The 26,574-nt window shown below is 74.7% G+C and carries 21 protein-coding genes; 12 read left to right on the top strand and 9 right to left on the bottom strand.

What is annotated here, in order from left to right; translation table 11 throughout:
* The coding region (locus tag ACFW1A_RS18825; RefSeq protein ID WP_380410210.1) for an acyltransferase family protein at positions 1–1,117 on the bottom strand (1,117 nt) is incomplete at its 3' end.
* A 114-nt stretch (positions 1,118–1,231) separates the two neighbouring features.
* Between ACFW1A_RS18825 and ACFW1A_RS18820 the strand changes: the two genes are divergently transcribed.
* On the top strand, positions 1,232–4,258 hold the full coding sequence (locus ACFW1A_RS18820; RefSeq protein WP_380410209.1) for a bifunctional [glutamine synthetase] adenylyltransferase/[glutamine synthetase]-adenylyl-L-tyrosine phosphorylase: 3,027 nt from the start codon (positions 1,232–1,234) through the stop codon (positions 4,256–4,258).
* 25 nt (positions 4,259–4,283) lie between these two features.
* Here ACFW1A_RS18820 and ACFW1A_RS18815 read toward each other — a convergent pair whose 3' ends face one another.
* Complete coding sequence (locus ACFW1A_RS18815; protein WP_380410208.1) at positions 4,284–5,246, bottom strand: phosphatase PAP2 family protein; 963 nt, start codon at positions 5,244–5,246, stop codon at positions 4,284–4,286.
* 333 nt (positions 5,247–5,579) lie between these two features.
* Between ACFW1A_RS18815 and pulA the strand changes: the two genes are divergently transcribed.
* The 3 genes from pulA to ACFW1A_RS18800 all read left to right on the top strand — a co-directional run bounded on the left by pulA (position 5,580) and on the right by ACFW1A_RS18800 (position 13,995).
* Positions 5,580–11,126: a pullulanase-type alpha-1,6-glucosidase gene (gene pulA, locus ACFW1A_RS18810; RefSeq protein ID WP_380410207.1), complete on the top strand. Its 5,547-nt coding sequence runs from the start codon at positions 5,580–5,582 to the stop codon at positions 11,124–11,126.
* Between the two features lie 174 nt (positions 11,127–11,300).
* Complete coding sequence (locus tag ACFW1A_RS18805) at positions 11,301–12,674, top strand: helix-turn-helix domain-containing protein (RefSeq protein WP_380410206.1); 1,374 nt, start codon at positions 11,301–11,303, stop codon at positions 12,672–12,674.
* Between the two features lie 196 nt (positions 12,675–12,870).
* Positions 12,871–13,995, top strand: coding sequence for a tetratricopeptide repeat protein (locus ACFW1A_RS18800; RefSeq protein ID WP_380410205.1), 1,125 nt, complete (start codon positions 12,871–12,873; stop codon positions 13,993–13,995).
* Here the strand turns inward: ACFW1A_RS18800 and ACFW1A_RS18795 are convergent.
* Positions 13,920–14,318, bottom strand: a complete 399-nt coding sequence (locus tag ACFW1A_RS18795) for a LysR family transcriptional regulator (RefSeq protein ID WP_380410204.1) — start codon at positions 14,316–14,318, stop codon at positions 13,920–13,922. The two genes, ACFW1A_RS18800 and ACFW1A_RS18795, sit on opposite strands and share 76 nt — an antisense overlap.
* A 240-nt stretch (positions 14,319–14,558) precedes the next feature.
* Positions 14,559–15,299, bottom strand: coding sequence for an SDR family oxidoreductase (locus ACFW1A_RS18790; protein ID WP_380410203.1), 741 nt, complete (start codon positions 15,297–15,299; stop codon positions 14,559–14,561).
* A 214-nt stretch (positions 15,300–15,513) separates the two neighbouring features.
* On the opposite strand from ACFW1A_RS18790, the gene ACFW1A_RS18785 reads away from it, so the two are divergent.
* The 5 genes from ACFW1A_RS18785 (at position 15,514) to ACFW1A_RS18765 (ending at position 20,122) form a co-directional block, all read left to right on the top strand.
* Positions 15,514–16,776, top strand: coding sequence for an ROK family protein (locus tag ACFW1A_RS18785; protein WP_380410202.1), 1,263 nt, complete (start codon positions 15,514–15,516; stop codon positions 16,774–16,776).
* A gap of 236 nt (positions 16,777–17,012) precedes the next feature.
* Positions 17,013–18,062, top strand: coding sequence for an alpha/beta hydrolase (locus ACFW1A_RS18780; RefSeq protein WP_380410201.1), 1,050 nt, complete (start codon positions 17,013–17,015; stop codon positions 18,060–18,062).
* Positions 18,063–18,255: 193 nt separating this feature from the next.
* A complete protein-coding gene (locus ACFW1A_RS18775; RefSeq protein ID WP_380410200.1) occupies positions 18,256–18,981 on the top strand; it encodes a hemerythrin domain-containing protein in 726 nt (241 codons plus the stop codon).
* A 154-nt stretch (positions 18,982–19,135) separates the two neighbouring features.
* The gene (locus ACFW1A_RS18770) at positions 19,136–19,786 is read left to right on the top strand and encodes a hypothetical protein (RefSeq protein WP_380410199.1); all 651 of its coding nucleotides are present in this window, start codon (positions 19,136–19,138) and stop codon (positions 19,784–19,786) included.
* Positions 19,787–19,858: 72 nt separating this feature from the next.
* Positions 19,859–20,122, top strand: coding sequence for a DUF2087 domain-containing protein (locus ACFW1A_RS18765; protein ID WP_380410198.1), 264 nt, complete (start codon positions 19,859–19,861; stop codon positions 20,120–20,122).
* A gap of 7 nt (positions 20,123–20,129) precedes the next feature.
* On the opposite strand, the gene ACFW1A_RS18760 is transcribed toward ACFW1A_RS18765, so the two are convergent.
* Both ACFW1A_RS18760 and ACFW1A_RS18755 read right to left on the bottom strand, forming a co-directional pair.
* Positions 20,130–20,711, bottom strand: a complete 582-nt coding sequence (locus tag ACFW1A_RS18760) for a DUF1697 domain-containing protein (protein WP_380410197.1) — start codon at positions 20,709–20,711, stop codon at positions 20,130–20,132.
* Complete coding sequence (locus ACFW1A_RS18755) at positions 20,708–21,067, bottom strand: arsenate reductase family protein (RefSeq protein ID WP_380410196.1); 360 nt, start codon at positions 21,065–21,067, stop codon at positions 20,708–20,710. The genes ACFW1A_RS18760 and ACFW1A_RS18755 overlap by 4 nt, the downstream gene beginning before the upstream one ends.
* A 69-nt stretch (positions 21,068–21,136) precedes the next feature.
* Here ACFW1A_RS18755 and ACFW1A_RS18750 point away from each other — a divergent pair, with 69 nt between their 5' ends.
* The 3 genes from ACFW1A_RS18750 to ACFW1A_RS18740 all read left to right on the top strand — a co-directional run bounded on the left by ACFW1A_RS18750 (position 21,137) and on the right by ACFW1A_RS18740 (position 23,970).
* The gene (locus ACFW1A_RS18750) at positions 21,137–22,360 is read left to right on the top strand and encodes a cytochrome P450 (protein ID WP_380410195.1); all 1,224 of its coding nucleotides are present in this window, start codon (positions 21,137–21,139) and stop codon (positions 22,358–22,360) included.
* A gap of 107 nt (positions 22,361–22,467) precedes the next feature.
* Positions 22,468–23,550 (top strand): PP2C family protein-serine/threonine phosphatase, encoded by a 1,083-nt coding sequence (locus ACFW1A_RS18745; protein WP_380410194.1) that lies wholly within the window; start codon positions 22,468–22,470, stop codon positions 23,548–23,550.
* 144 nt (positions 23,551–23,694) lie between these two features.
* Entirely contained in the window at positions 23,695–23,970 is a 276-nt protein-coding gene (locus tag ACFW1A_RS18740; RefSeq protein ID WP_380410193.1) for an amphi-Trp domain-containing protein, read from the top strand.
* Positions 23,971–23,995: 25 nt separating this feature from the next.
* Here the strand turns inward: ACFW1A_RS18740 and ACFW1A_RS18735 are convergent, their stop codons facing one another.
* Genes ACFW1A_RS18735 through ACFW1A_RS18725 form a run of 3 tightly spaced genes read right to left on the bottom strand, consistent with a single transcriptional unit; the run spans position 23,996 to position 26,392 of the window.
* A complete protein-coding gene (locus tag ACFW1A_RS18735; protein WP_380410192.1) occupies positions 23,996–24,427 on the bottom strand; it encodes a hypothetical protein in 432 nt (143 codons plus the stop codon).
* Between the two features lie 32 nt (positions 24,428–24,459).
* On the bottom strand, positions 24,460–25,044 hold the full coding sequence (locus ACFW1A_RS18730) for a phosphatase PAP2 family protein (protein WP_380410191.1): 585 nt from the start codon (positions 25,042–25,044) through the stop codon (positions 24,460–24,462).
* On the bottom strand, positions 25,037–26,392 hold the full coding sequence (locus tag ACFW1A_RS18725; RefSeq protein ID WP_380410190.1) for a diacylglycerol/lipid kinase family protein: 1,356 nt from the start codon (positions 26,390–26,392) through the stop codon (positions 25,037–25,039). Before ACFW1A_RS18725 ends, ACFW1A_RS18730 begins: the two co-directional genes overlap by 8 nt.
* Positions 26,393–26,574 lie beyond the last annotated feature (182 nt).

The following is a 26,574-nucleotide window of genomic DNA, read 5'->3' as shown; positions in this document are numbered from 1 at the left end:
CCGCGACCGCGGTGGCCGACGGCGCCGTGCTGTCCACCGCTGCGGTGACGACCGCGGTGCTGTCCGCCGCCGTGCCGCCGACCGGGCGGCCCTCGCCGCGCAGCCGGCGCTCCGCCGGTGCCTCCACCAGGTGGTGCAGCGCGCCGGCCAGCGCCAGGGCGAGCGGGGCCGGCAGCAGCCGGCCCAGCACGGCGTGCCCGGGGGGCCAGCAGCGCAGCACGATCTCGTGGCACAGGTACCAGGCGAACGACCAGTGGCCCAGCCGCCGGGCCCAGCGGGAGGCCAGCAGCGCGGGGCCCGTGGGGCGGGCCAGCGCGGTGATCAGGCCCGCGTAGAGCGGCGCCGGGAAGAGCTGCGCGGCGCTGTACGGCCCGTACCAGGCCTGGTCGGGGGCGGCGGCGGACCACGGGACCAGCACCGCGTGCCAGGACAGCACGCCCAGCGCCCACCAGCGGGCGCCGCCGAGCCGGTGGCCGCTGCGGACCGCCAGCGCGGCCAGCACCCCGAGCAGGAACTGCGGGAGGCGGGCGAGCGGCAGGTAGTCCAGCGCCCACCAGCGCAGCGCGGGGTCGGCCACCAGCGCGCCCGCCGACCAGAGCAGCGGACCGGCCAGTGCGCAGAGCAGCCCCAGCGGCCGCCACCAGCGCCGGCGCGGGCCGAGCAGCACCAGCAGCCAGGGCAGCAGCAGGTAGAAGAAGGCCTCGTCGCCGAGCGACCAGGAGGCCGGGTTGCCGCCCTTGGCCAGCGCCGGCAGCCACGGGTGCAGCAGGGTCAGCGACCAGAGTCCGGCGGTCAGCGGCACCGCGGCGCCGAGCGCGGCGTACACCGCGAGCGAGGCGGCCGTGGTGACCGCGTGCAGCGGCCAGATCCGGGCCAGCCGGCGCCGGTAGCAGCGCAGCGGGCCGACCGGGGAGCCGTGGTAGGTCCAGGCGAGCACGAAGCCGGACAGCACGAAGAAGAGGGTCACCCCGTCGCGGCCGTACCAGGTGAGCGGACCGAGCAGCGGCAGCGGCCCGAAGCGGCGGGACAGGTGGTACAGCACCACCAGCAGGGCGGCCCAGAACCGCAGCCCGGTCAGGGCCGGCAGGGCGTCCCGGGAGGCCGGGGAGGAGGTCACCTAGGCCTAACGGATCCTCCCGGCGGTGCGTCACCGCCGCGCGGCCGGGAACGATGGCCCCGAAAGCCTAGGCTTGATCCAACTGATCATCAGACCGGCAGTGAGGAGCCCCGTATGACGGCCGGCGGCAGCCGCATCAGCAGGCCCGAGAACCGGTTGGTCCGCCGGGGCTTCGGCGATCCCGAGGCGGCGGTGCGGCGACTGGCCGCCCCCGCACTGGCCGGCCTGGCCGACGACCCGGTGCTGCTGGACGCGCTCGGCGCCACCGCCGACCCGGACCTGGCCCTGCTGGGCCTGGCCCGGCTGCTGGAGGCGCTCGGCGAGGGCGAGCGGCACGTGCTGCGGGACACCCTGACCACCGCCAAACCGCTGCGCGACCGCCTGCTCGGCGTGCTCGGCGCCTCGGCCGCGCTCGGCGACCACCTGGCCACCCACCCGCGGGACTGGCACGCGCTGGACACGTTCGAGCTGCACGACATCCACCCCGGCACCGACGACTTCCGCCGTGAGCTGGAGCAGCGGGTGCGCGCGAACGACGGCGCGCCCGCCGACGCGCTGCGCGCCGCCTACCGCCGCTGCCTGCTCACCATCGCGGCCCGGGACCTGAGCGGGACCACCGACCTGGAGCAGACCGCCGCCGAGCTGGCCGACCTGGCCGGCGCCACGCTGCGGACCGCGCTGGAGATCGCCGCCGAGCAGGAGCCGGAGGCCGCCGACGCCTGCCGGCTGGCCGTGATCGGCATGGGCAAGTGCGGCGGCCGCGAGCTCAACTACGTCTCCGACGTGGACGTGATCTTCGTCGCCGAGCCGCGCGAGGGGGTGGACGAGCAGCGCGCGCTGCGGGCCGCCACCCGGCTGGCCTCGGCCATGATGCGGCTCTGCTCGGACACCACCCGGGAGGGCACCATCTGGCCGGTGGACGCCAACCTGCGCCCCGAGGGCCGCAACGGCCCGCTGGTGCGCACCCTGGCCAGCCACGTCGCGTACTACCAGCGGTGGGCCAAGACCTGGGAGTTCCAGGCGCTGCTGAAGGCCCGTCCGGTGGCCGGCGACACCGAGCTCGGGCACGCGTACCTGGCGGCGCTGGACCCGATGGTCTGGCAGGCCACCGAGCGGGAGAACTTCGTGGCGGACGTGCAGCGGATGCGCCGCCGGGTGGTGGAGGCGATCCCGGCCGGCGAGCTGGACCGCCAGCTCAAACTGGGCCCGGGCGGGCTGCGCGACGTGGAGTTCTCGGTCCAGCTGCTGCAGCTGGTGCACGGCCGCACCGACCCCGCGCTGCGCAGCGGCAACACCCTGGCCGCGCTGCGGGCCCTGTCGGCCGGCGGCTACGTGGGACGGGCGGACGCGGCCTCGCTGGACGCCGCCTACCGGTTCCTGCGCTCGCTGGAGCACCGGATCCAGCTGTTCCGGCTGCGCCGCACCCACCTGATGCCCACCGACCCGGCGGACCTGCGCCGGCTCGCCCGGTCGCTGACCACGATGATCAACGACGACACCCGGGCCGATCCGGTGGCGGCGCTGGAGCGGGAGTGGAAGCGGCACGCGCTGGAGGTGCGGCGGCTGCACGAGAAGCTCTTCTACCGCCCGCTGCTGGCCGCGGTCGCCTCGCTGTCGGCGGGCGAGGCACTGACCCCGGGCACCCCGGCGATGAGTCCGCGGGCGGCCGAGGCCCGGCTGCAGGCGCTGGGCTTCGCCGACCCGCCGGCCGCGCTGCGCCACCTGATGGCGCTGGCGGCGGGGGTGTCCCGCAAGGCGGCGATCCAGCGCACGCTGCTGCCGGTGATGCTGGCCTGGTTCAGCGACTCCGCCGACCCGGACGCCGGACTGCTGGGATTCCGCCAGGTGTCCGACGCGCTCGGCCGGACCCCCTGGTACCTGCGGCTGCTGCGGGACGAGAGCGAGGCGGCCGAGGGACTGGCCCGGGTGCTCTCGGCCGGCCGGCTGGCCCCGGACCTGCTGCTGCGCGCGCCCGAGGCGGTGGCCATGCTCGGCGACCCGCAGGGCCTGGTGCCGCGCGGGCGGACCGCGCTGGAGCAGGAGGTCCGGGCCGCGGTGGGCCGGGCGCCGAACGCCGCGCAGGGGGTGGCGGCGGCCCGGTCGGTGCGCCGCCGGGAGCTGTTCCGGACGGCGACGGCCGATCTGCTCGGCCGCCTCGGCGACGACCCGGCGCAGGCGCTGGAGGCCGCCGCGGCGGCGCTGACCGACCTCAACGCGGCCACCCTGGCCGGCGCGCTGGCCGCCTGCACCGCCGAGTGGGAGCAGCAGCACGGCGAGGCGTTCCCGACCGCCGTCGCGGTGATCGCGATGGGCCGGTTCGGCGGCCGGGAGCTGGGCTACGGCTCGGACGCCGACGTGCTCTTCGTGCACGAGCCGCTGCCCGGCACCGAGCAGGACGCCACCGCCGCCGCCCGCTGGGTCTGCAACGAACTGCGCACCCTGCTGGCCGCACCGGCCACCGAGCCCGCCCTGCTGGTCGACGCCGACCTGCGCCCGGAGGGCCGGCAGGGCCCGCTGGTGCGCACCCTGGGCTCGTACCGGGCGTACTACGCGCGCTGGTCGCACGTCTGGGAGAGCCAGGCGCTGCTGCGGGCCGAGCCGGTGGCGGGCGACGCGGAGCTGGGGGAGCGGTTCCGCGAGCTGATCGACCCGCTGCGCTACCCGCTCGGCGGGGTGCCGGAGGGCGATCTGCTGGAGATCCGCCGGATCAAGGCCCGGGTCGAGAGCGAGCGGCTGCCGCGCGGGGCCGACCCGACCACCCACACCAAGATCGGCCGCGGCGGCCTGGCGGACGTGGAGTGGACGGTGCAGCTGCTCCAGCTGCAGCACGGGCACGAGGTGCCGGGCCTGCGCACCACCCGGACCCGGCGGGCGCTGCTGGCCGCCGCGGGTGCGGGGCTGCTGGACGAGGAGGACGCGGCGGTGCTGGACGCCGCCTGGGTGCTGGCCTCCCGGGTGCGCAGCGCGGTGATGCTGGTGCGCGGGCGGGCCGGGGACAGCTTCCCGAACGAACCGCGCGAGCTCGCCGGGGTGGCCCGGTACCTGGGGTACGGCGAGGGCCACAGCGGCGAGCTCGTGGACGACTACCGGCGCACCACCCGGCGGGCCAGGGCGGTGGTGGAGCGGCTGTTCTACGGGTGAGCGGGCGCCGGTCGCGGCGGGCGGCTCAGTCCCGGCGGGTGGCGCCGACCGCGGTGAGCCGCTGCTCGGGCAGCTGGGCGGCGGCCTGCCAGGCGGCCGGGATCTGCGGGAACTGGTAGGCCCAGCGGTGGTAGACCAGCCGGGTGGCCAGGAAGCCCACGCCCAGGCAGACCAGGCCGCCCACCGCGTCCATCCAGTAGTGGTTGGCGGTGGAGACGATCACCATCAGGGTGGCCGCCGGGTAGAGCAGGCCCAGCGCCCGCACCCAGGTGCGCTCGGCCAGGAAGAAGACCGTCAGCCCGCACCAGGTGGACCAGCCGATGTGCATCGAGGGCATCGCGGCGAACTGGTTGGAGACGCTGGCCCCGGCCCCGGAGGCCAGCGAGCCCCAGGTGTGGTGGACCAGCACGGTGTCGACGAAGCCGTAGCCGGCCAGCCGCGGCGGTGCCAGCGGGAAGAAGTAGAAGCCGACCAGGGCGAAGCCGGTGGTGATGAAGAGCACCGTGCGACTGGCCGCGTACCGGCCGGGGTGGCTGCGGTAGAGCCAGACCAGCACCGCGATGGTGATGATGAAGTGCAGCGTCGCGTAGTAGTAGTTCATCCCGACGATGAGCCAGGTGACCGAGTTGACGCCCTGGTTGATCGAGCGCTCCACGGCGATGCCGAGGTGCTGCTCCAGGTGCCAGACCCAGTTCGCGTGGTGCTGGGCGATCACGGCCTGCTCGGGCACCGCGTTGCGGACCAGCGAGTAGAGCCAGTAGCTGACGCCGATCAGTGCGAGCTCGAACCAGAGCCGCGGGCGGGCCGGGCGCAGTCGTTGGGCGGTGATGCGCCGCCGCAGGGGCCCGGCGCCGGTCAGTGCGGTGCTGCCACCGGTTCCGTCCACCGCCCGGGTCGAGGAAAGGCCCTGGTCCTGGACGGAACCACCGGTGCGGGCGCGGGCGGCATCGTCGCGGCCCGGCGTCTGGATCTCGGTCGGTTCCCCCATGGACGAGAAGTCTGCCAGACGATCTGTGGCCGTCCGATCATCCTCTGGTCGTGGATTCTTCACCGGCAGTCCTCCCTCAGGCCTAGGGCATCCTCCCCGACCAGTGCGGGGGAGGCGCTGCGGAACGCGCGGTGGAGGCGCGTCGGAGGGACACACATGCGTTCCATTGTTACGCGTTCGCAATGGGGGGTGCGAGGCGGGGGTCCGGGTGGACAGGGGGGTCGGCGAGGTCCCGCCAGGGGGCGTGAATCCTGTTTCTGCATCTTGCTGAAAGCGTTTTCAGCGCGCTAGCGTCCAGCCACCCGACGACGACGAGCCCGGCAAGGAGCCGCTGTGGCCGCTGTTCCGCTCCGTCCTGCCCCCAGGAGCACCCCCAGATCCAGATCCGGCCGGACGGGGGCACTGCTCGCCGCGGCGCTCACCGCGGCCGGCCTCGCCACCGTCACGCCGAGGGCCGCCGCCGCCACCCCGGCGCCGCCCTCGGACCGGACGGTGGCCGGTCAGGCCGACCGGCACGACCTGACCCGCGAGCAGTACTACTTCGTGCTGCCGGACCGGTTCGCCAACGGCGACACCGGCAACGACACCGGCGGCATCACCGGCACCCGGTTGCAGAACGGGTTCGACCCCAGCGACAAGGGCTTCTACCACGGGGGCGACCTCAAGGGCCTGATCGACAAGCTGGACTACATCCAGCACCTGGGCACCACCGCCATCTGGATGGCGCCGATCTTCAAGAACAAGCCGGTCCAGGGCACCGGGGCGGACGCGTCCGCCGGCTACCACGGCTACTGGATCACCGACTTCACCCAGGTCGACCCGCACTTCGGCACCAACGACCAGCTCAAGGAGCTGATCCGGCAGGCGCACGCGCGCGGGATCAAGGTCTTCTTCGACGTCATCACCAACCACACCGCCGACGTCATCGACGACGCCGAGGGCAGCCACGCCTACCGCTCCACCGGCGCCTACCCGACGCTGGACAGGAACGGCGCGCCGGTCGACGAGACCGCGGCCGCCGACGCGGACGTGGTGAACCACAACTCGGCCTTCCCCGACCTGACCGCGAACTCCTTCCCCTACACGCCCGTGGTGACCCAGCCCGGGGTCAAGAAGCCGGACTGGCTCAACGACCCGACGCTGTACCACAACCGGGGCGACTCCACGTTCGCCGGCGAGTCCGGCACCGAGGGCGACTTCTCCGGCCTGGACGACCTGGACACCCAGAACCCGAAGGTGGTGAAGGGCTTCGAGGACGTCTACCAGACCTGGGTGCGCCAGACCGGGGTGGACGGGTTCCGGATCGACACCGTCAAGAACGTCAACATGGCGTTCTGGCAGCAGTGGGCGCCGACCCTGAAGAGCTACGCGGCCGAGCACGGCAACGACAAGTTCTTCATGTTCGGCGAGGTCTACTCGGCCGACCCGACGGTCACCTCGCCGTACGTGACCAAGGGCAAGCTGCAGGCCACCCTGGACTTCCCGTTCCAGGACGCGGCCCGCCAGTTCGCCTCCCAGGGCGGCTCGGCGCAGAGCCTGGCCAAGTTGTACGCGCAGGACTACCGCTACACCTCCGCCGACACCAACGCCTACGAGCTGCCGACCTTCACCGGCAACCACGACATGGGCCGGATCGGCTCCTTCCTGCGCGCCGACAACCCGGGCGCCGACGACGCCACCCTGCTGGCCAAGGACCGGCTGGCCGACCAGCTGCAGTTCCTCACCCGCGGCCAGCCGGTGGTCTACTACGGCGACGAGCAGGGCTTCACCGGCGCGGGCGGCGACAAGGACGCCCGGCAGGACATGTTCGCGACCAGGACGGCGTCCTACGCGAGCGACCCGGTGATCGGCGGGACGGCCGGTGCGGTGGACCGGTACGGGCAGGACGGCCCGCTGTACCAGGGCATCGCCGACCTGGCGAAGCTGCGCGCCGCCAACCCGGCGCTGGCCGACGGCGCCCAGGTCGAGCGGTACGCGGCCGACGGCCCCGGGGTGTACGCGTTCTCCCGGATCGACGCCAAGCAGCAGGTCGAGTACCTGGTGGCGGTGAACAACGCGAGCACCGCGCAGACCGTCACGCTGGACACCTTCTCGGCCGGCGCCGGCTTCGACCGGATCTACCCGGGCACCGGCGCCCGGCTGACCAGCGGCGCCGACCGCAAGGTCACCGTCACCGTGCCCGCGCTGTCCTCGGTGGTGTTCAAGGCGGCGGACCGGCTGGCGCCGTCCGCCGCCGCGCCCGCGCTGGGCCTGACCGCACCGGCCGACGGCGCGACCGGCCAGGTGACCCTGGGCGCCACCGTGCCCGGCGGCGACTTCCACCGGGTCGGCTACGCCGCGCAGATCGGCAACGGTCCCTGGCAGCTGCTGGGCACCTCCGACTCCGGGGTCGACAAGGTCACCCTGGACCTGACCGGCACCGCGCCGGGCACCACGGTCCGCTACAAGGCCGTGGTCCAGGACGACGCCGGCCACCTGCGCGCGGCGACCGCCTCCTTCACCACCGGCACGCCGGTCCCGCCGGCCCCGCCGACCGCGGCCGCCCGCCCGTACGCGGTGGTGCACTACCAGCGCAAGGACGGCGACTACGACGGCTGGAACCTCTACGCCTGGGGCGACCTGGCGGACGGCGAGGGGACCAGCTGGCCGGCCGGCCACCCGTTCGTCGGCCGGGACGCCTACGGGGCCTTCGCCTACGTGAAGTTGAACAGCGGCGCGTCCGACGTCGGCTTCGTCGTGGAGAACAACGGCACCAAGGACGTGTCGACGGACCGCCACATCGACGTCGGCGCCACCGGCGAGGTCTGGGTCAAGGAGGGCGACCCGACCGTCTACACCGCCGATCCCGGGCCGACCAGCACCCCGGCGCCGAACACCGCGGTGATCCACTACCACCGCGCGGACGGCAACTACGCCGGCTGGGGCCTGCACGACTGGACCGGCGCGGCCGCGCCCACCGACTGGAGCCACCCGCTGCCGCCGGCCCGCCAGGACGCCTTCGGCGAGGTCTTCGAGGTCCCGCTGGCCGCCGGCGCGACCAGCCTGAGCTACATCCTGCACAACGGCGACACCAAGGACCTGCCCGACGACCAGTCGCTCGACTTCGCCACCTACGGGCACGAGGTCTGGGTGACCGGCGGCCAGAGCGGCTACCTGCTGCCGCAGGTGGCCAGCACCAGTGCCCAGTTGGACCCGGGCACGGCCAAGGCGCAGTGGATCGACGCGGACACCGTGGTGGTCCCGCCGGGCTACGGCGCGGGCGACGCCGCACTGGCCGGCGGCGCCAGCGCCCAGCTGGTCTACGACCCGGCCGGCGGGCTCACCGTGGCCAAGGGCGTGCTGAGCAAGCCCGGCCAGTGGCTGCGGCTCACGCCGGTGGCGGCCGGCCTGACGGCGGCGCAGAAGCAGAAGTACCCGAACCTGGCCGGCTACCGTGCCTTCACGGTGGATCGCCGCGACCAGGACCGGGTGCCGGCCGCGCTGCGCGACCAGCTGCTGTTCACCGAGCACCTGCCCAACGGCGCGCTGCTGGCCGCCACCGGGGTGCAGCTGCCCGGCGTGCTGGACGCGCGCTACGCGAGCGGGGCGGCCGCGGCCGCGCTGGGCCCGGTGTACCGCGGGTCGGGCTCCTGGTGGTGGCCGTGGGACCGCCAGGTGTCGCTCTCGCTCTGGGCGCCGACCGCGCAGCAGGTCTCGCTGCAGGTCTACGACGCCGCGACGGGCGGTGCGCCGCGCACCGTGCCGATGCACCGCGACGACGCTTCCGGCGTCTGGTCGCTGACCCGCCCGCGCGGTGAACTGGACGGGAAGTACTACACCTACCAGGTCACCGTCTGGGCGCCGAGCGTGCAGCAGGTCGTGGTCAACACGGTCACCGACCCCTACTCGGTCGCGCTCTCGCCGGACTCGAAGCGCAGCCTGGTGGCCGACCTGACGGACCGTTCGACCAAGCCGGCCGGCTGGGACCAGCAGCAGCTGCCCGCCGCGATCCCGGCGACCGCGCAGCAGATCCAGGAACTGCACGTGCGCGACTTCTCGGCGGCCGACCAGACGGTGCCCGCCGCCGAGCGGGGCAGCTACCTGGCCTTCACCGAGTCGCAGTCGGCCGGCATGACCCACCTGCGCGAGCTGGCCAAGGCCGGCATCACCACCATCCACCTGCTGCCCACCTTCGACAACGCCTCCGTCCCGCCGACCGCGCAGCAGCAGCTGCCGCCCTGCGACCTGTCCGCGCTGCCCAAGGACGGCGACCAGCAGCAGGCCTGCATCCAGCAGGTGGCCGCCGACGACGCCTACAACTGGGGCTACGACCCGCTGCACTACACGGTGCCGCAGGGCTCGTACGCCACCGACCCCACCGGCACCGCGCGCACCACGCAGTTCCGGCAGATGGTGCAGGCGATCCACCAGGCCGGCCTGCGGGTGGTGCTGGACGTCGTCTACAACCACACCGCCGCCGCCGGCCAGGCCGACACCTCGGTGCTGGACAAGGTGGTGCCGGGCTACTACCAGCGGCTGAGCGACAGCGGCGCGGTGACCACCGACAGCTGCTGCGCCGACACCGCGCCCGAGCACGCGATGATGGACAAGCTGATCGTGGACTCGGTGACCACCTGGGCCGAGCAGTACAAGGTGGACGGGTTCCGGTTCGACCTGATGGGCCTGGACCCGAAGGCCACCATGCTCGACGTGCAGTCCGCGCTGCGGAAGCTGACGGTCCGCAAGGACGGCGTGGACGGCGCGGCCGAGTTCCTCTACGGCGAGGGCTGGAACTTCGGCGTGGTGGCGAACAACGCCCGGTTCGAGCAGGCCACCCAGCAGAACATGGCCGGCACCGGGATCGCCACCTTCAACGACCGGGTGCGCGACGCCGGCCGGGGCGGCAACTTCATGCTCTCCTCGGCCCCGCAGCAGGGCTTCGCCTCGGGCCTGTACACCGACCCGAACGGCGACCCGGCCAACGGCTCGCCGGAGCAGCAGAAGGCCGCGCTGCTGCACCAGATGGACCAGATCAAGGTGGGGCTGACCGGCAACCTGGCCGGCTACCGCTTCACCGACTCGGCCGGCCGGGCCGTCACCGGCGCGGGCGTGGACTACAACGGCTCGCCCACCGGCTACGCGGCCGCACCGGGCGAGGCGGTGGAGTACCTGGACGCGCACGACAACCTCGACCTGTTCGACGCGCTGGCCTTCAAGCTGCCGACCGGCACGGCGGCCGCGGACCGGGCCCGGATGCAGGCGCTCGGCCTCTCGCTGACCGCCCTCACCCAGGGGCCGGGCTTCTCGGTGGCCGGCAGCGACCTGCTCCGCTCCAAGTCGCTGGACAGCAACTCGTTCAACTCGGGCGACTGGTTCAACGCGATCCACTGGACCGGCCCGGGCGGCTGCGACGGCAACGGCTGGGCGCACGGACTGCCGCCGGCGGCCGACAACCAGTCGATGTGGCCGACCGCCAAGCAGCTGCTCGACGACCCGCGCCTGGTGGTCGGGTGCTCCGACATGGACGCCACCGCGGCGCAGTTCGCCGACTTCCTGCGGATCCGTCAGGCCTCGCCGCTGTTCACCCTGGCCAGCACGGCCGAGGTGCAGCGCCGGGTGAGCTTCCCGCTCTCCGGCACCGCGGCGGAGGTCCCCGGGGTGATCACCATGCACCTGGACGGCACCGGGCTGCCCGGTGCCGAGAAGGGGCTCACGGTGGTCTTCAACGCCACCCCGAGCAGCCAGACCCAGGTGCTGCCCGCGCTGGCCGGCAGTGACCAGCGGCTGCACCCGGTGCAGGCCGGCGGCGCCGACCCGGTGGTCAAGCAGGCCCGGTTCCAGACCGATTCAGGATCCTTCATAGTCCCCGCCCGTACCGTTGCGGTGTTCGTGCAGCAGTAGTGCGGCACCGCCCCGTCGGGCCCGGAAGCCGTGGGGCTTCGGGGCCCGACCCGTCGTTTTCGTCACCGAGTGCGTGCGAACACTTGGAGAGGCGTTGTCAATCCTGTAAACAATGGAGTCAAGTCAGCCCACGGTGCCGGGCAGGGCCAGGGACGATCGAACGCAAGGACGACCATGGAATCCGCGCAGGACGCCACCACGGAGATCGGCCGCCGGCTGCGGGACCTGCGCCGCGAGCGCGGGCTCAAGCAGAGCGACCTGGCCGGTGAGGGAATGTCGGTCAGCTACCTGTCGCTGCTGGAGTCGGGCAAGCGGCCGGTCACCCCGGTGATCCTGCGCCGGCTGGCCACCGAACTCGGCTGCACGGTCGAGTACCTGCGCACCGGCGAGCACAGCGACCGGGAGCGCGAGCGGCAGCGGGAGCTGCTGCTGCGCCTGACCGTGGCCGAACTGGCCCTGCGGGACGGCGAGTACCCGGCGGCACTGGCCGGCTGCGAGGAACTGCTGGCCGAGCAGCCGCCGCCCGCCGCCGAGACCGTGCGCCGGGTCCGGCAGGCCCGGGCGGACGCGCTGGAGCGCCTCGGCCGGCCGGTCGAGGCGCTGGCCGAGCTGCAGGCGCTCGGCCGCGAGCCCAACCCGGGCCCCGGGTCGGTCCAGTGGCTGCGGCTGGCGGTCGCGCGGTGCCGCTGCCACCTGCTGGCGGGCGAGCCGGCCAGCGCGGTGGAGACCGGGACGGCGGCGCTGGCCGCGCTGGACGAGGTCTTCGCCGGGCCCACCGAGGACCACCTGGGCCTCGGCGTGGCGCTGATCGAGGCCTACCACCGGGCCGGCCTGCTGGCCCACGCCCGGGAGTTGGCGGACCTGCTGCTGCCCTGGGCGGAGCGCGGCACCACCACCGCGGCGCGTGCGGCCGCCTTCCGCGAGGCCGGCCGGCGGGCCCGGGCGGGCGGCGACACGGCCCTCGCGCTGACCCTGAACGAGCGGGCGCTGGCGCTGCCTGCGGCGGACGAGCTGGGTCGGCTCTGCGGGCTGCTCAAGGCCGGCTACGGCGCGCTGCTGCTGGACGAGCCGAAGCCGGACCCGGCCCGGGCCCGCGCGTACCTGGTGGCGGCCGCCCGGGAGTTGGCGGGTCCGGGCGGACCGGCGGACCGGGCCGGCTGCGAGTTGAACCTGGCCCGGGTCGCGCTGCTGCTGGACGAGCTCGCCGCCGCCGCCGGGCACGCGCACCGGGCGCTGGAGCTGGCCGGGGACGGGCCCACCGGGGTCGCGGTGCGGGCCTGGCTGCAGCTGGGCGAGGCCCGCTGGCTGCAGGGGCGCGGCATCGAGGCGGCCGAGGCGCTGGCCCGGGTCGAGCAGTTGCTCGGTTCCGGCGAGCACGGGCTGTCCTCGGGCCGGGACCTGGCCGAGGCCTGGCGGGCGCTGGGCGACCTGTGGCTGGGCCAGGGCCGCTCGGACAGTGCGATGAGCGCCTACCGGCTGGGCCTGGCCGCCGCCGGCCTGGCGGGTGCCGCCCCGCTGCGCGCGATGGCCCGCCCGATCGCCTCCTGACCCACCGTCAGGCGGCCGAGCTGACGCAGTGCCGGTGCGCTCCGGTGCCCTCAGGTGCCGGAAAGCACCGGAGTGCACGCCGGGGCGCGGTCGGGGTCCTGAACCCCATGGTTGGCAGAAGTCCTGAGGGGTAGCCTGGGGCAAACCGTTGGCAGGTTCCGCCCGGGGGACGGCGGCTGCCCGTAGGGGGGACTCTGTGACGCTCCGACTGGACACCGCCTTCGCCGAACTGGCGCTGCGCAACGGCGGTGACGGCGAAGCGCTGGCGATCTTCCAGCAGGTGCTGGCGGCCGACCCGCCGGCCGATCCGGCCACCGCCCGCCGGGCCCGCTGCGGCCGGGCCTGGGCGCTGGAGAAGCTGGGCCGGCGGGAGGAGGCGATCGTCCAGTACCGCGACCTGCTCGCCGACCCGGCCACCGAGGTCGGCGGCGCGGAGTGGGCGCTGCTCGCGGTGGCGCTGTGCCGCAGCTACCGGGACGTCGGCGACCAGGCGATGAGCGTGGACTTCGGCGAGCGGGCGCTGCGCGAGCTGGCCGCGGCCGGGGCGGCGCCGCTGGACGAGCACCTGCAGCTGGGATCCACCCTGATGAGCTGCTACGTGATGCGCGGCGACCTGACCTCGGCGAAGCTGCTGGCCGACCGGCTGATGCCGCTGGCCCGCTCGACCGGATCGCGGGTGGCGCTGGGCGCGGTGGAGTGGAACAGCTCGCTGATCGCCCGCGAGCAGGGCCGGCACGAGGAGGCGCTGGAGCTCGCCGAACGGGCGCTGGCGCTGATGGCCGAGGCGGACAACACCCGCCACCAGGGCATGCTGCGCAGCAACCTGGCGATGGTGATGATCGCCCGCGGCGAGCCGGGTGCCGCGGTCGACCTGCTGCGCACCGCGTACCGGATCCTGCGGGAGAGCGCCAAGGTCTGCGAAGTGCTGGACGTGGTCTGCCTGCTGGGCGAGGTGCTGGTCCAACTCGGCGATCCGGTCGAGGCGCTGGACTGGGCCGAGCGGGGGCGGGCGCTGCTGGACGGGGCCAGCGACGAGCTCTGGCGCGAGCGGGCGGCGGTGGCGCTGGTGTGCGGCCGGGCCCGGCTGCTGGAGGGGGAGACGGAGTTGGGCGAGGGCGATCTGCGGCGCTGCCGCGCGCTGCTGGCCCGGGCCGTCGACCAGGACCGGTCGGTGGCGGTGATCTGGCGCCGGCTCGGCGACTCCTGGGCCGAACTCGGCCAACAGGACGAGGCCATGACGGCCTATCAGGAGGCTCTGGCGCTGCTCGGTCTGCCGGTCGCGCCGCGGCTGGTGCCCGGGCGGCGGCGCGCGCTCTCCTGAACCGCCCGGTGCGCGGCGGCGGGCGACTGCTGCTGTTCGGAGCGCGCGCGCAGCCGCTCGGTCAGGTCGTCCAGCTCGCCGACCACGCTGCGGGCCCCGTCCGCCAGCTCCAGGCCGGCCGCGGTGAGGGTGACCCCGCGCGAGCCGCGCACCAGCAGTTCGGTGCCCAGGGCCCGCTCCAACTGCTGGATCTGGACCGAGACCGCCTGCTGGGCCAGGTGCAGCCGGGCCGCGGCCCGGGTGATGTTCAGCTCCTGGGCCACCATCAGGAAGGACCGCAGATGGCGAAGTTCCAGTGCGCCGGAAGTGCCGACCAGTGCCATCCCGCCCCCTTGGTACCAGTGTCGCTCCCGATCAAACACGGGATGTCAAATATCGTCAAGTCCAAGGTAAAAGGCCTGGTCGAGGGGGTCTTGACGGGCCGGTGCAGAAACGTTTCGGCACCGCCCGCACCGGTGCGGGCCGGGGCGGACGGTGCCGGTGGGAGCTGGTGCGGGCTGGTGCGGGCTGGTGCGGGCCGGTGCGGGCCGGGGCGGGCCGGTGCGGCGGACCGGCCCCGGCCGTCAGCCGCGGCCGATGTACGGCATCGCGGTCGCCATCACGGTGGCGAACTGCACGTTGGCCTCCAGCGGCAGCTCGGCCATGTGCCGCACGGTGCGGGCCACGTCGGCCACGTCCATGGTCGGCTCGGGCGCGATCCGGCCGTCCGCCTGCCGGACCCCCACGCTCATCGCGGCGGTCATGTCGGTGGCGGCGTTGCCGATGTCCAGTTGCCCGCAGGCGATCCGGTACGGCCGCCCGTCCAGCGAGAGCGACTTGGTCAGGCCGGAGACCGCGTGCTTGGTGGCGGTGTAGGCGATCGAGTGCGGGCGCGGCACGTGGGCGGAGATCGAGCCGTTGTTGATGATCCGCCCGCCCTGCGGCCGCTGCCCCTTCATCTGGCGGAAGGCGGCCTGCGCGCACAGGAAGGCGCCGGTCAGGTTGAGGTCCACCACGGCCCGCCAGTCGGCCACCGCCAGCTCCTCCACCGGGACGGCCGGGCCGAAGCTGCCGGCGTTGTTGAACAGCAGGTCGACCCGGCCGAACCGCTCGGCCACCTCGCCGAAGAGCGCGTCCACCGCGGCCGGGTCGGTGACGTCGGTGGGGATCACCGCGGCGGCGGTGCCGGTCAGCCCGGCGGTCGCGTGCAGCGGCTCGGCCCGGCGCCCGGCCAGCGCCAGCTGCCAGCCGGCCCGGGCCAGCTCCACGGCGACGGCCCGGCCGACGCCGGTGCCGGCCCCGGTGACGACGGCGATCTGCGACATCGGTGCTCCTCGGAGTGGGGGACAGGGAGCTCGATGATCTCCGGGCGGCGCGCACGGTGTCACTGGTAGGAGCGCACCGAGCGGCGGGCGCGTCGCGGGGCGGACCTTGTCGGGAGTGCCGGACCGTCCGCGGATCGCGGCACGAGCAGGCCGAATGTCCGAAAATCGGGCCCCGGTCAGGGCGGTAGAGTGCCCCGGAGGAGGCGAACACACCGTGACCAAGCAGCAGCCCCAGGGCCTGATCACCAGCGGCCAGCGGGGCGAGTACATGCGGCAGGGCAACGCCTCCGCGGTGCTGCGCGCGGTGCTCGCGTACGGTCCGGTCTCCCGGGCCGAGATCGCCCGGCACACCGGTCTGTCCGCACCCAGCGTCACCAAGCTGACCAGTGCGCTGATCGAGGCCGGCCTGCTCGGCGAGCTGGCCCCGGTGGAACCCACCCAGGGCCGCCCGCGGGTCCCGCTGCGGCTGGACCCCGAGCGCACCGTGGCGCTGGGCGTGCACATCGGCCTGCTGCGCACCACCTTCGGCCTGGTCTCGCTGGACGGCCGGATCCTGGCCGAGCGCGAACTCGCCCACCCGCGCGCCACCGCCGAACTGACGCCGGCCCGGATCGCCGCGCAGGCCGCCGAGGGGGTGCGCGCCTTCCTCGACGAGCGGCTCGGCGGGCGCCGGCTGCTCGGCACGGGAGTGAGCATCGGCGGCTGGGTGGACGGCGCGCGCGGCCTGGTGGTCGAGCACGGTCCGCTGGGCTGGCGCAACGTGCCGCTGCTGAGCGAACTGGCCGACCGGCTGCCCGGCCCGGTGCTGCTGGAGCAGACGGTGCGGGCGATCGCCCGGGCCGAGCTCTGGTTCGGCGTGGGCCGCGAGGTGGACGACTTCGTGCTGGTCTACATCGGCAACGTGCTGGGCGCGGCGATCGTGGTCGACCGCACCGTGCACCGCGGCCCGGGTGCGGCGGCCGGCGGCATCGAGCACCTGCCCGCCACCGACGATCCGGCGGTGCGCTGCCCGCAGTGCGGCACCGGCTGCCTGAGCGCCGCCGCGGGCGACATCGCGCTGGTCGCCGAGGCCCGCGCGGCCGGCGTGCTGGAACCCGCCTCGGCGGTCGGCGCCGGGCCCGCGCTCGACCTGGAGCGGCTGGTGGCCGCGGCCCGCCCGGCCGGCTCCGGGACCGGTGACGAGCGGGCGCAGGAGCTGCTGCGCCGCCGGGCCCGCCGGGCCGGGCGGGCGATCGCCACCATGGTCGACCTGCTCAACCCGAGCCGGGTGGTGCTGGCCGGCGGCATCCTGGTGGCCGAGGAGTACCTGGACGAGCTGCGGGCCGAGGTGGCCGGGCGCAGCCAGCGCGGCGCCGGGGTGGTGCGGGACATCGTGCCGGCCCAGTTCGGTGCCCGGACCCTGGTGCGCTCGTCGGCGGTGCCCGTGCTGGAGCGGGTGCTGACCGAGCCGTTCACCGCGCTCGGGCTGCTGCCCTGACCGCGGGGTCCGCCCTACGGGTGGAGCCGGTCGCCGCCGGGTGGACGCGACCCCGCCGACCGGCCCCCGCCGATCGACGGGATTTTGCCAAACACGTACCAAACGTTGGGCGCTGGGCCGCCGGGCCGCAACCGCGACAGGTCCGGACCACGTCATAGGATCAGCCAGACCGCGCGCCGCTGCCCCGACCGGGACCGGCGCCGCCCGGACCCACCCCACCCACCGGAAGTGTCGCCGTGCAGCCGCCGTTCGCCCGTTCCCGCGCAGCCCTCTCCACCGCCGCCGTACTGGCCCTGGCCGCCACCCTCGCGGGGTGCGGCTCCAGTGCGAGCCGGAGTGACACCAGGGCCGGCGGGCAGCCGGCGGCCGGTACGCCCGGGGCCGCCGCGTCCGGCGGTCCGAGCGGCTCGGCCGCCCCGGCCAGTGCCTCGCCCGGCTCGACCGGCAAGGTGCTGATGCCCACCGGGCCGGCCACCCCGCTCACCAAGGCCCGGGACACGGCGGCCGGCCCGATCCTGATGACCACGCTGACCGGCAAGAAGTCCGGGGTCAGCGGCAAGGTCTGGGTCTGGCTGCCGCCGGAGTACAACGATCCCAAGTACGCGACCTACGGCTTCCCGGTGCTCACCCTGTACGCCGGCGGCCAGAGCAACGGCTACAACACCTGGACCGACGACCAGTTGCCGATCCAGGTGGCCGACGAGGAGCTGGTCAAGCAGGGCAAGGCGCACCCGTTCATCATGGTGATGCCGGTGCAGAACCTGGTCTCCAACGAGAGCCAGACGCTGGACTGCAGCGACATCCCGGGCCAGCCGAAGATGGGCACCTGGATGGCGCAGGACGTGCCGGACTTCGTCCGGGCCAACTTCCGCACCCTCCGCAGCCGCGACGGCTGGGGGCTGATGGGCGCCTCCACCGGTGCGTTCTGCAGCGCCAAGCTGGCCCTGGAGTACCCCGACCAGTTCAAGGCCGCGGTGCCGATCGACGGCTACTTCAACCCCGACTCCTCGTTCTGGAAGGGCCACGAGACCGAGCGCCTGGCCAACAGCCCGGACGTGCTGGTCGGTCAGGGCAAGGCCGACGTGCGGATGCTGGCGACCGCCGGCGGGGCCACGCCGGACGAGGTGAAGCTGGTCAAGTCCTGGGTGGCCAAGGCGGTGCCGCCGCTGAAGATCGACTACTACGAGCAGCCCGGCGGCAAGCACCTCACCTCGCACTTCAAGAAGATGATCCCGGACACCCTGCAGTGGCTGACCCAGAACATGGCCGGCCCCACGGCGCCCTGACGAGCCCTCCGCGGGCTGGTGGACGGACTGTCAGCAGCGCCCGATTCGTCCCGTGCACCGCTCTGACCTGCACGGCAATCGGGCATTGATTCGGCTCTGATCGACTGTCAGCAAGCTGGACCCCGGCATCACCCCTTCCAGGGAACGGGGTGGCAGCCGATGTCCCCGTCATGACAGTCCAAAAGAGAGTGCCATGCAGCCCCATCTCCTGTCCGTCCCCGCCCAGCGAGGCCCCAGCGAGGCGGCGGTGGCCGTGCGACCCGTCCGATTCGCCGGCCTCCGCCTGGTCCACGCCGCGCTCCGCCGTGACCTTGCCCGGATCCCCACCGCGTTGCGCCTGCTGCAGCCCGGGGACGAGGCCAGTGCGGAGGCGCTGCAGCGGCACTGGGACTTCCTCACCGCCATGCTCACCTGTCACCACGAGCAGCAGGACGTGCGGCTGTGGCCGCTGCTGCGCCGGTTCGCCCCGGAGCTGCGCCTGCTGGTCAACTGGTTGGAGGACGACCACCACAACCTGGACCACTCGTTCACCCGGACCACCACGCTGATGCGGGTCGCCACCCGGGACCCCGCCAGCGCCTGGCCGGTGGCCTACGCGGTGGAGGAGCTGGCCGCACGGCTGGAGACCCACCTGCGGATCGAGGAGGAGCAGGTGCTGCCGGTGATGGCCGAGCTGCTCTCGGCGCAGTCCCGGGTCGGCACCCTGGGGGAGCTGCTGGACCTGCTGCGACTGGCCGACGGGCCCGGCGCGCCCGACGCGCTGGCCTGGCTGCTGGAGGGCGTGGCCGAGGAGCAGGTGCAGGCGCTGCTGGCCGAGTGCGACGACCTGACGGCCCGCCAGTGGCCGCACTGGCAGGCGGTCTACGCGCGGTGCACCCAGGAGCTGTGGGGCGCCGCGCCGACCCCGGGCGTCGACTGACGGTCCGTCGGCCGACTTCCGGTGCCGAGCCCGGCTGCGGCACGCCGGAGTTGACGCACGTTCGGACCACTCGGCCGCGCGCACGGTGACCGGGAGTGCCCAAGGTGGAGACAGGCCGTCACGGCCCCGAACCACTGGAAGGAAGAACCACTCCATGCACAGCAGATGGACCACGCTCCTGCTCAGCACCGCGCTGGCCGGCGGCATCGCCGTCACCACCGGCATCGCCGCCGGTCACGCCGCGACCGACCGCCACCCGGCGGTGCAGCCGGCGGTGGCGGCCCCCGACCCGGCCAAGGTGCTGGACGTCACCGGCAAGCTCGGCGCGGTGCTGGCCAAGGTGAACGAGCTGACCAGGGCCGCCGCTCCGGCCGCCGGCACGCCGGTGGACCCGGCCGCGCTGAAGGCCGGGCTCGGCGAGCTGGGCACCGCCTCGGACCAGCTGAAGTCCGCGCTGCCGGCGGCCGCCGTGCCGCTGCCCGCCGTCCCCGGCTCGCCGTCGGCGCCCGCGCTGCCGTCGTCACCGGCCGTTCCCCCGCTGCCGGGCGCACCCTCCGTGCCCGCGGTAGGCGGTGCGGCGCCGGTCCAGGTGCTCAGCGGCGGGCCGCTGCAGCGCGTGCTGCCGCCGCTGCCGGTCAGCGTCGAGGACACCCTGGCCGACGTGCAGAAGCACGCCGGCACGCTGGTGGCCGACGCCTCCGCCAAGCAGCCCGACGCGGCCGCGGTGAAGAACGACCTCAGCTCGCTCGCCACCGCCGACCTGGCCCTGCTGACCGGCGTCTCGACCCGGATGACCGGCGCCTGACCCGCTCCGCGGCCCGGCCGGCCGGCGCAAATCCCCTTGCCCGAAGGGGCGGCGGCCGGTCAGGCTGCGGACATGCCCGACGTATCCTCGCTCTTCTCGCACGGCCGACTCGTCTGCGTTCCCCGCAAGGCGGCGCGCCGCGAGCAACTGCTGACCCACCTCGCCCGGACCCTGTTCACCCCGGGCCGGGAGTACACCGAGCCCGAGGTGAACGAGGCGCTGAACACCGTGCACGACGACCACCCGGCGCTGCGCCGCTACCTGGTGATCGCCGGCCTGCTGGTGCGCACCCGGGACGGCGCCGCCTACCGGGTGGCCGAGCCGCCCGCGGCCTGACCCGGCGTCAGCGGGCGCCCTTGCGGGCCGCCGCCAGGATCTTCTCCAGGGTGTGCAGGAAGCGACTGGTGCCGTGGCCCCGCCACTGCTTGCCGAAGACCCCGTCGGTGTTGCCCGGCGGGCGCCCGTTGACGATCCGCCAGACCACGAAGGCCTCGCCCGGGGTGGCGGCGACCACCTCCAGGTCGCCCTTGGCCGAGGCGGCCGGCAGCGCCAGGTCCGCCGGCAGCGGCTCGGACAGGAAGACCACGTTGAGCCGGACCTCGGGGGTGACCTCGACGCCGGCGAACGGCTCGGCCGCCAGCACCGCCGCCACCTCGTCCGCCGTGCGCAGCAGCACCGGCACCGGGAAGCCGAGCGCCTGCTCCAGGTGGCGCTCCAGCCGGCCGGTCAGCTCCGCCCGGTCCAGGTCGGCCGCACCCCGGAAGAAGACGTTGCCGCTCTGGATGTAGCTGCCGACCCCGGTCAGCCCGAGCTCGCCGAACAGTTCGCGCAACCGCTCCATCCGCACCACCCGGCCGCCCACGTTCACCGCGCGCAGGAAGGCGATCCAGGTGGTGGCGCCGGACCCGTCCGCCGCCCCGCTCACGAGGGCAGCACCGAGCGCAGCGCCTCGGGCGTGCGCGCCACCACCGCGTGCCCGTCGTCGGCGGTGATGATCGGGCGCTGCACCAGGATCGGGTGCTCGGCCAGCGCCGCCAGCCAGCGCGGCCGGTCCGCCTCGGCGCGGCCCCAGTCGCGCATCCCGAGCTCCTTGGCCACCGCCTCGTCGGTGCGGGTGATGTCCCACGGCTCCAGCGACAGGCGCTCCAGCACCTCGGTCAGCTCGGCCACCGAGGGCGGGTCCTCCAGGTAGCGGCGCACGGTGTACTCGGCGCCCGCGGCGTCCAGCTCGGTGAGCGCCACCCGGCATTTGGTGCATCTCGGGTTGATCCAGATCTCCATGCCGCCAGCCTACGCAGGCGCACCGACGGGTTCGGGAACTCCGCCGTGGCGAGGGGCGGTTGTGTGGTCATGGACGAAGGTACCGAGATCATCAACGCCCTGCTGTCGCCCGCCGGGGCGGCCGACCCCTACCCGCTCTACCAGCGGGCCCGCGCGCTCGGCCCGGCGGTGCCGGTCTGGGACGACATGCTCATCGCCACCGACTACGCGACGGTCCACCAGCTGCTGCGCGACGCCCGGTTCGGCGTGCCGGACGCCCCGCGCCGGGAGGTCTTCGAGCCGGCCTTCGTGGAGCACTCCTCGCTGCAGCTGCTCAGCAAGTCGATCCTGGAGGTCAACGCCCCGGACCACGCCCGGATGCGCTCGCTGATCGCCTCCGTCTTCACCGCCCGCCGGGTCGCGCTGCTGGCCCCGGCGGTCGAGGCCTCGGTCGCACGGATGCTCGACGAGCTGGCGGAGCGCGGTGCCGACGGCCGACCGGTGGACTTCATGGACACCTTCGCCTTCCGCCTCCCGGTCACCGTGATCTGCGAGCTGCTCGGGGTCCCCGAGCAGGACCGCTACCGTTTCCGCGGCCTGGCCACCGACCTGACCGCCGCGCTGGAGGTGCTGGTCAGCGAGGAGGAGCTGGCCGCCGCCGACCGGGCCGGCGAGGAGCTGCGCGACTACTTCGCCGAGCTCGCCGCCGAGCGCCGGGCGCACCCGCGCGAGGACCTGGTCTCGGCCCTGGTGCAGGCGGCCGACGGGGCCGACGCGCGGCTGACCGACGAGGAGCTGCTGGCCAACCTGGTGCTGCTGCTGGTGGCCGGCTTCGAGACCACCACCAACCTGCTCGGCAACGGCCTGGAGCTGGCCTTCCAGCACCCGTGGACGCTCGCCGGCCTGCGCGAGGGCCGGATCCCGGCCGCCTCCTTCACCGAGGAGGTGCTGCGGTACGACTCGCCGGTGCAGCTGACCACCCGGGTCCCGTTGGTCGGCGGGCTGGAGCTGGCCGGCCTGCCGGTGCCGGACAAGGGCGGCGTCTTCCTGCTGCTCGGCAGCGCCAACCGGGACGGCGCCCGCTACGTGGACCCGGACGTCTTCGACCCGCTGCGCAAGGACAGCCAGCCGCTCTCGTTCGGCGGCGGGGCGCACTTCTGCCTGGGCGCGCAGCTGGCCAAGCTGGAGGCGACCACCGCGCTGCCCGCCCTGCTGGACCGGTTCCCCGGCCTGGCCCGGGCCGGCGAGCCGGTCCGCCGGGCCCGGCTGGTGCTGCGCGGGTACGAGTCCTTCCCCGTCGCGCTGACCGGCTGAACGGGACCAAGGTCCCGCCCGGCCGGGCCGAAGGCCATCGGCCGGGCGGCCCCGCGGTGGGCGACGATGGAGACTCCCTGCGCCCACCGTTCCCGAGGAGGTCCGAGGTGTCCGAGCGCGAGGTCGGCTTCCCGCCGCACTGGGTGCGCTGGCTCCCGGTCCTGCTCATCCTGCTCGACCTGGTGGTCGAGGTGTCCTTCCCGCGGGCCACGGCGGCCGGCTTCCTGCTGACCGCGCTGCCGGTGCTGGTCGCCTTCGGCTTCGGCCCGGTGGTCACCGCCGGCGCCGGGGTGGGCGCGCTGCTGCTGCAGCTGCTGCTGGCCGCGCACGCCGGGCACCTCTACGAGCACCACCACCTGTGGGTCTACCTGTCCACCCTGCTGGCCGCGCTGGCCGGGGTGATGCTGGCCCAGCAGCGGATCCGGCAGGCCCGGCACCTGGTGCGGGCCCGCACGGTGAGCGAGGCGCTGCAGCGCACCGTGCTGCACCCGGTCCCCGAGCAGGTCGGCGAGCTGCGCACGGCCGGGCGCTACCGGGCCGCCGAGGCCGAGGTGGCGATCGGCGGCGACCTGTACGAGCTGTGCGAGACCCGGTTCGGCACCCGGGTGCTGCTGGGCGACGTGCGGGGCAAGGGCCTGGAGGCGGTGCGCACCGTGGCCGACCTGCTCGGCGCCTTCCGCGCCCTCGCCCACGAGGTCGCCGAGCTGCCGGAGTTGGCCGAGCTGCTGGACCGTCAGGTGCGGCGCGGCGCCGTGGAGTGCGGGGACGACGAGCTGTTCGTCACGGCCCTGCTGGTCGAGCACCGGGCCGGCGCCGAGGCGGTCGGCGTGGTCAACCGCGGCCACCTGGACCCGGTGCTGCTGGGCGGCGGCACGGTGCAGACCGTGCACTGCCGCCAGGACCTGCCGCTCGGACTCGGGCACCTGCGCGGCCGCCCCGCCCCGGAGCCCGCCACCGTCCCGCTGGGCACCGGCCAGACCCTCCTGCTGCACACCGACGGCCTGACCGAGGCCCGCGACCCCGAGGGCCGCTTCTACCCCCTCACCGACCGGCTGGCCACCCGGTTCCACGCCCGCGCCGAGGTCGCCCCGGAGCAGCTGGTCGCCTTCCTGGCCGAGGACGTGGCCCAGCACGGCGGGACGGCGGCGGACGACCTGGCGCTGCTGGCCCTGAGCCGGTCCTGGTCCTGAGCCGGTCCTGGTCCTGAGATGGTCCCGGGCGCCCGGGACCGGCGTGTTCCGGACGCCGATCGGGCGCGGCGGCGGGATGCTGGGTACCCGGTCCCACCGAGGGGGGTACCTCCCGGCCGGCGGCCGGGGGAGCTGGAGGAAGACGTGAAGGATCTCAAGTTCGAGCAGAAGTCCGCCCTGTCGCGCCTGGAGGCGGCCGACATGCTGGAGGCCATCGCGGCCGCACTGCGGCACGGCGACGGGGCCGAGCTGGCGCTGGGCCCGGGGACGGTGAGCCTGCGGATCCCCGAGGAGCTCCGCAGCGAGATCGAGATCGAGGTCGGCGACGGCGAGATCGAGCTGGAGGTCGAGCTCAAGTGGCCGGTCGGGAACGCGGACAAGCCGCCGCGCCGCCCCGTGCCCGGCCCGCCCGGGGCCTGACCGGGCCGGGGCCCGCCGGCTGCGTTCAACCGCCCGCCGGACCCTCCTCGCGCACGGCGCACAGGCCCCAGACGACCAGGCCGTTGACGGCGATCAGGGTCAGCGACCAGAGCGGGTAGTACGGGACGGTGAGGAAGTTGGTGATCATGAGCAGCACCGCCACCAGCACCCCGACCACCCGGGCCCAGAGCGCCAGCCGGAACAGGCCGACCGCCACCCCGAGGGCGAGCACGCCGAGCACCAGGTGGACCCAGCCCCAGCCGGCCAGGCTGAACTCGAACACGTAGCGCGGCGTCCGGACGAAGACCGGGTCCTCGGCGATGGCCATGATCCCGCGGAAGATGCTCAGGAACCCGGCGAGGATCAGCATGACGGCCGCGAACGCGACCACCCCGCTGGCCAGTGCTTGGTGCCCCGAGCCGCCGGGGCGGTGGGGTGCGGACGTGGGTGCGGACATCGGGTGCCTCGATTCCGTGCGGTCGGGTCCGGTCACGACGGCGGCCTCCTGACGGCCGCGGGCGTGCCCGGCCAGCGGTTGGCGCCGGCCGAGACTGCGGCGGCGCTGGCGATGCCGATCAGTGCGCCGATCGCCACGTCGCCCGGGTAGTGCACCCCGGTGTGGACCCGGGAGTACCCGACCGCGCAGGCGAGCGCGCCGAGCGGGAACGCGAGTGCCGGCAGCGCGGAGCCGGTGGCGGCGGCGAAGGCGACCGCGGCGGCGGTGTGGCCGGACGGCAGCGAGGGGGAGGAGGGCATCGGCACGTGGCGCTCGGCGCTGCTCGCGGCCGCCGCCCGGTCCGGTCGGGGGCGCCGCACCAGCTGCTTGACCACCAGGTTCGCGCCGGCCGAGGCCAGACCGACGGCGAGGACGCCGAGCACCGCCGCGCGCCTGGTCCGCCCGGGGCGCAGGGCGAGCAGCCCGGCGGTGGTCAGCGAGATCTTGGAGTGGTCGGCCGCCGCCGACAGCCGTCGCAGGCCGTGGTCGAGCGCGGGGGTCTCGGTGGCGGCCACCGCGGCGTAGACGGCGCCGTCCAGCAGCACCAGGTCGCGGACCACCTCGCGGGCGCTAGTCATCGGCACGATCCGTTCCGTTCGCGGCCGACCGCGGTCGGCCCAGGGCCAGCAGGAGCAGTTCGAGCCAGTCCAGCGGCGGCGCCGCCGTCGGCGTGCCGGGCCGGTTCCGGGGCACCAGGACCCGCAGCGCGCCCGGCCGGATGGCGCAGGTGACGGGGGTGGGCAGCTGGAGCGCCTCGCCGTCGACGGCGACCGGGATCACCTCGGCGTCCGCGTCCACGACGACCTGGGGGGAGGTCAGGACGTTCAGCCCGGACGCCCGCGCGCCGCGCAGGGCGACCTGGGCCGCCTGGGCGGCGTTGGCCACGTGGATCCCGACGACGCCCAGGGTGCCGAGGTCGAGCCGGGGCCGGCGGGCCGCCAGGGCCGCGGGGTGGGGCGCGGCGTACGGGTTGTTGCTGATCAGCAGGGCCTGCTGGGCCTCCAGCCGGACCGTCGCCGTGCGCGCGTCCAGCGGGTGGCCGGAGTACCCGCGCAGCAGGTCGGGCAGCGCGTCGAGGGAGGAGCCGGCCTTGGCGTCGCGGTACTCGGGGCTCTGCACGATCTGCGCGTACACCCCGAAGGAGACCGTGTTGACGAACGGCCGGCCGTCGACCGTGCCCAGGTCGACACGGAGCTCCTCGCCGTCCCGGAGCGCGTCGAGGCACCGGTCGGGGGCGTCCCGGTCCAGGCCGAGGTCCATCGCGAAGTGGTTGCGGGTGCCGGCGCTGATCACCAGGAACGGCAGGTCGTGCTCGGCGGCGACCGCGGCCACCGTGGCCTGGGTCCCGTCGCCGCCGGCGACCCCGAGCAGGTCCGCGCCGTCGGCCACGGCCAGGCGGGCCATCCGCCCCACGTCGGTCCGCACGGACGGGTCCAGCAGCACCACCTTGGCGCCGAGCGCCTCGGCCTTCGCCACCAGGCCGAACCGGCCGACCTTGCCGCCCCCGGACTTCGGATTCATGATCAGCACCGGATGCCGGGGCGCGGTGGCCGCGACCGCCCGCATGCGCTGCGGCTCCCGGCCCACCCGCAGGGCCGACCTGGCGCACAGCGCGGCCGCCGCGATCAGCGCGACCGAGAGCAGCGCGGCCGGCCACAGGCCGGCCCGGATGTACAGCACCAGCACGGCCACCGGGGCGGCGACCGCGATCAGCGCCCCGGCCACCCGCAGCGCGCCGTGGGACGACAGCACCCACCAGGTCCCGGCCGCCGCGGCCGCCAGGCAGGCCACCCCGACCGCCACGATCAGCAGACCCCCGCGCCCCGCCACGGCCACCAGCGCCACCAGCGCGCCCAGCAGGAAGGTCAGCGCCAGCCGCGCCAGCAGCCGCCCCTGCACCGCCGTACCGGAATCGGTCGGTCCCACCTGCGCTCCCTCCACGTCACGAAGACCGTGGCCGCCCGCCCCCACCGGAGGTCGGCGTCCTGCGGTCTCCGCCTGCCAGAATGCGCGCCCCGGCCCGACCCGGCACCTCGTGGGACCCGAACGGCCGAAGCCCCGGACCGCCCCGCGGAGCGGAAACGACCTGCGGGCACGCACCGGTCACC

Origin of the sequence: Kitasatospora sp. NPDC058965 (assembly GCF_042741245.1) — a bacterium.
Taxonomy (GTDB): Bacteria; Actinomycetota; Actinomycetes; order Streptomycetales; family Streptomycetaceae; genus Kitasatospora.
This window is presented reverse-complemented; position numbering and strand designations above follow the sequence as displayed.

Coding starts and splice junctions, on each gene's coding strand:
- ACFW1A_RS18820 (WP_380410209.1), top strand. CDS start 1,232: ATGACGGCCGGCGGCAGCCGCATCAGCAGGCCCGAGAACCGGTTGGTC.
- ACFW1A_RS18815 (WP_380410208.1), bottom strand. CDS start 5,246: ATGGGGGAACCGACCGAGATCCAGACGCCGGGCCGCGACGATGCCGCC.
- ACFW1A_RS18805 (WP_380410206.1), top strand. CDS start 11,301: ATGGAATCCGCGCAGGACGCCACCACGGAGATCGGCCGCCGGCTGCGG.
- ACFW1A_RS18795 (WP_380410204.1), bottom strand. CDS start 14,318: ATGGCACTGGTCGGCACTTCCGGCGCACTGGAACTTCGCCATCTGCGG.
- ACFW1A_RS18790 (WP_380410203.1), bottom strand. CDS start 15,299: ATGTCGCAGATCGCCGTCGTCACCGGGGCCGGCACCGGCGTCGGCCGG.
- ACFW1A_RS18775 (WP_380410200.1), top strand. CDS start 18,256: ATGCAGCCCCATCTCCTGTCCGTCCCCGCCCAGCGAGGCCCCAGCGAG.
- ACFW1A_RS18770 (WP_380410199.1), top strand. CDS start 19,136: ATGCACAGCAGATGGACCACGCTCCTGCTCAGCACCGCGCTGGCCGGC.
- ACFW1A_RS18765 (WP_380410198.1), top strand. CDS start 19,859: ATGCCCGACGTATCCTCGCTCTTCTCGCACGGCCGACTCGTCTGCGTT.
- ACFW1A_RS18755 (WP_380410196.1), bottom strand. CDS start 21,067: ATGGAGATCTGGATCAACCCGAGATGCACCAAATGCCGGGTGGCGCTC.
- ACFW1A_RS18750 (WP_380410195.1), top strand. CDS start 21,137: ATGGACGAAGGTACCGAGATCATCAACGCCCTGCTGTCGCCCGCCGGG.
- ACFW1A_RS18735 (WP_380410192.1), bottom strand. CDS start 24,427: ATGTCCGCACCCACGTCCGCACCCCACCGCCCCGGCGGCTCGGGGCAC.
- ACFW1A_RS18730 (WP_380410191.1), bottom strand. CDS start 25,044: ATGACTAGCGCCCGCGAGGTGGTCCGCGACCTGGTGCTGCTGGACGGC.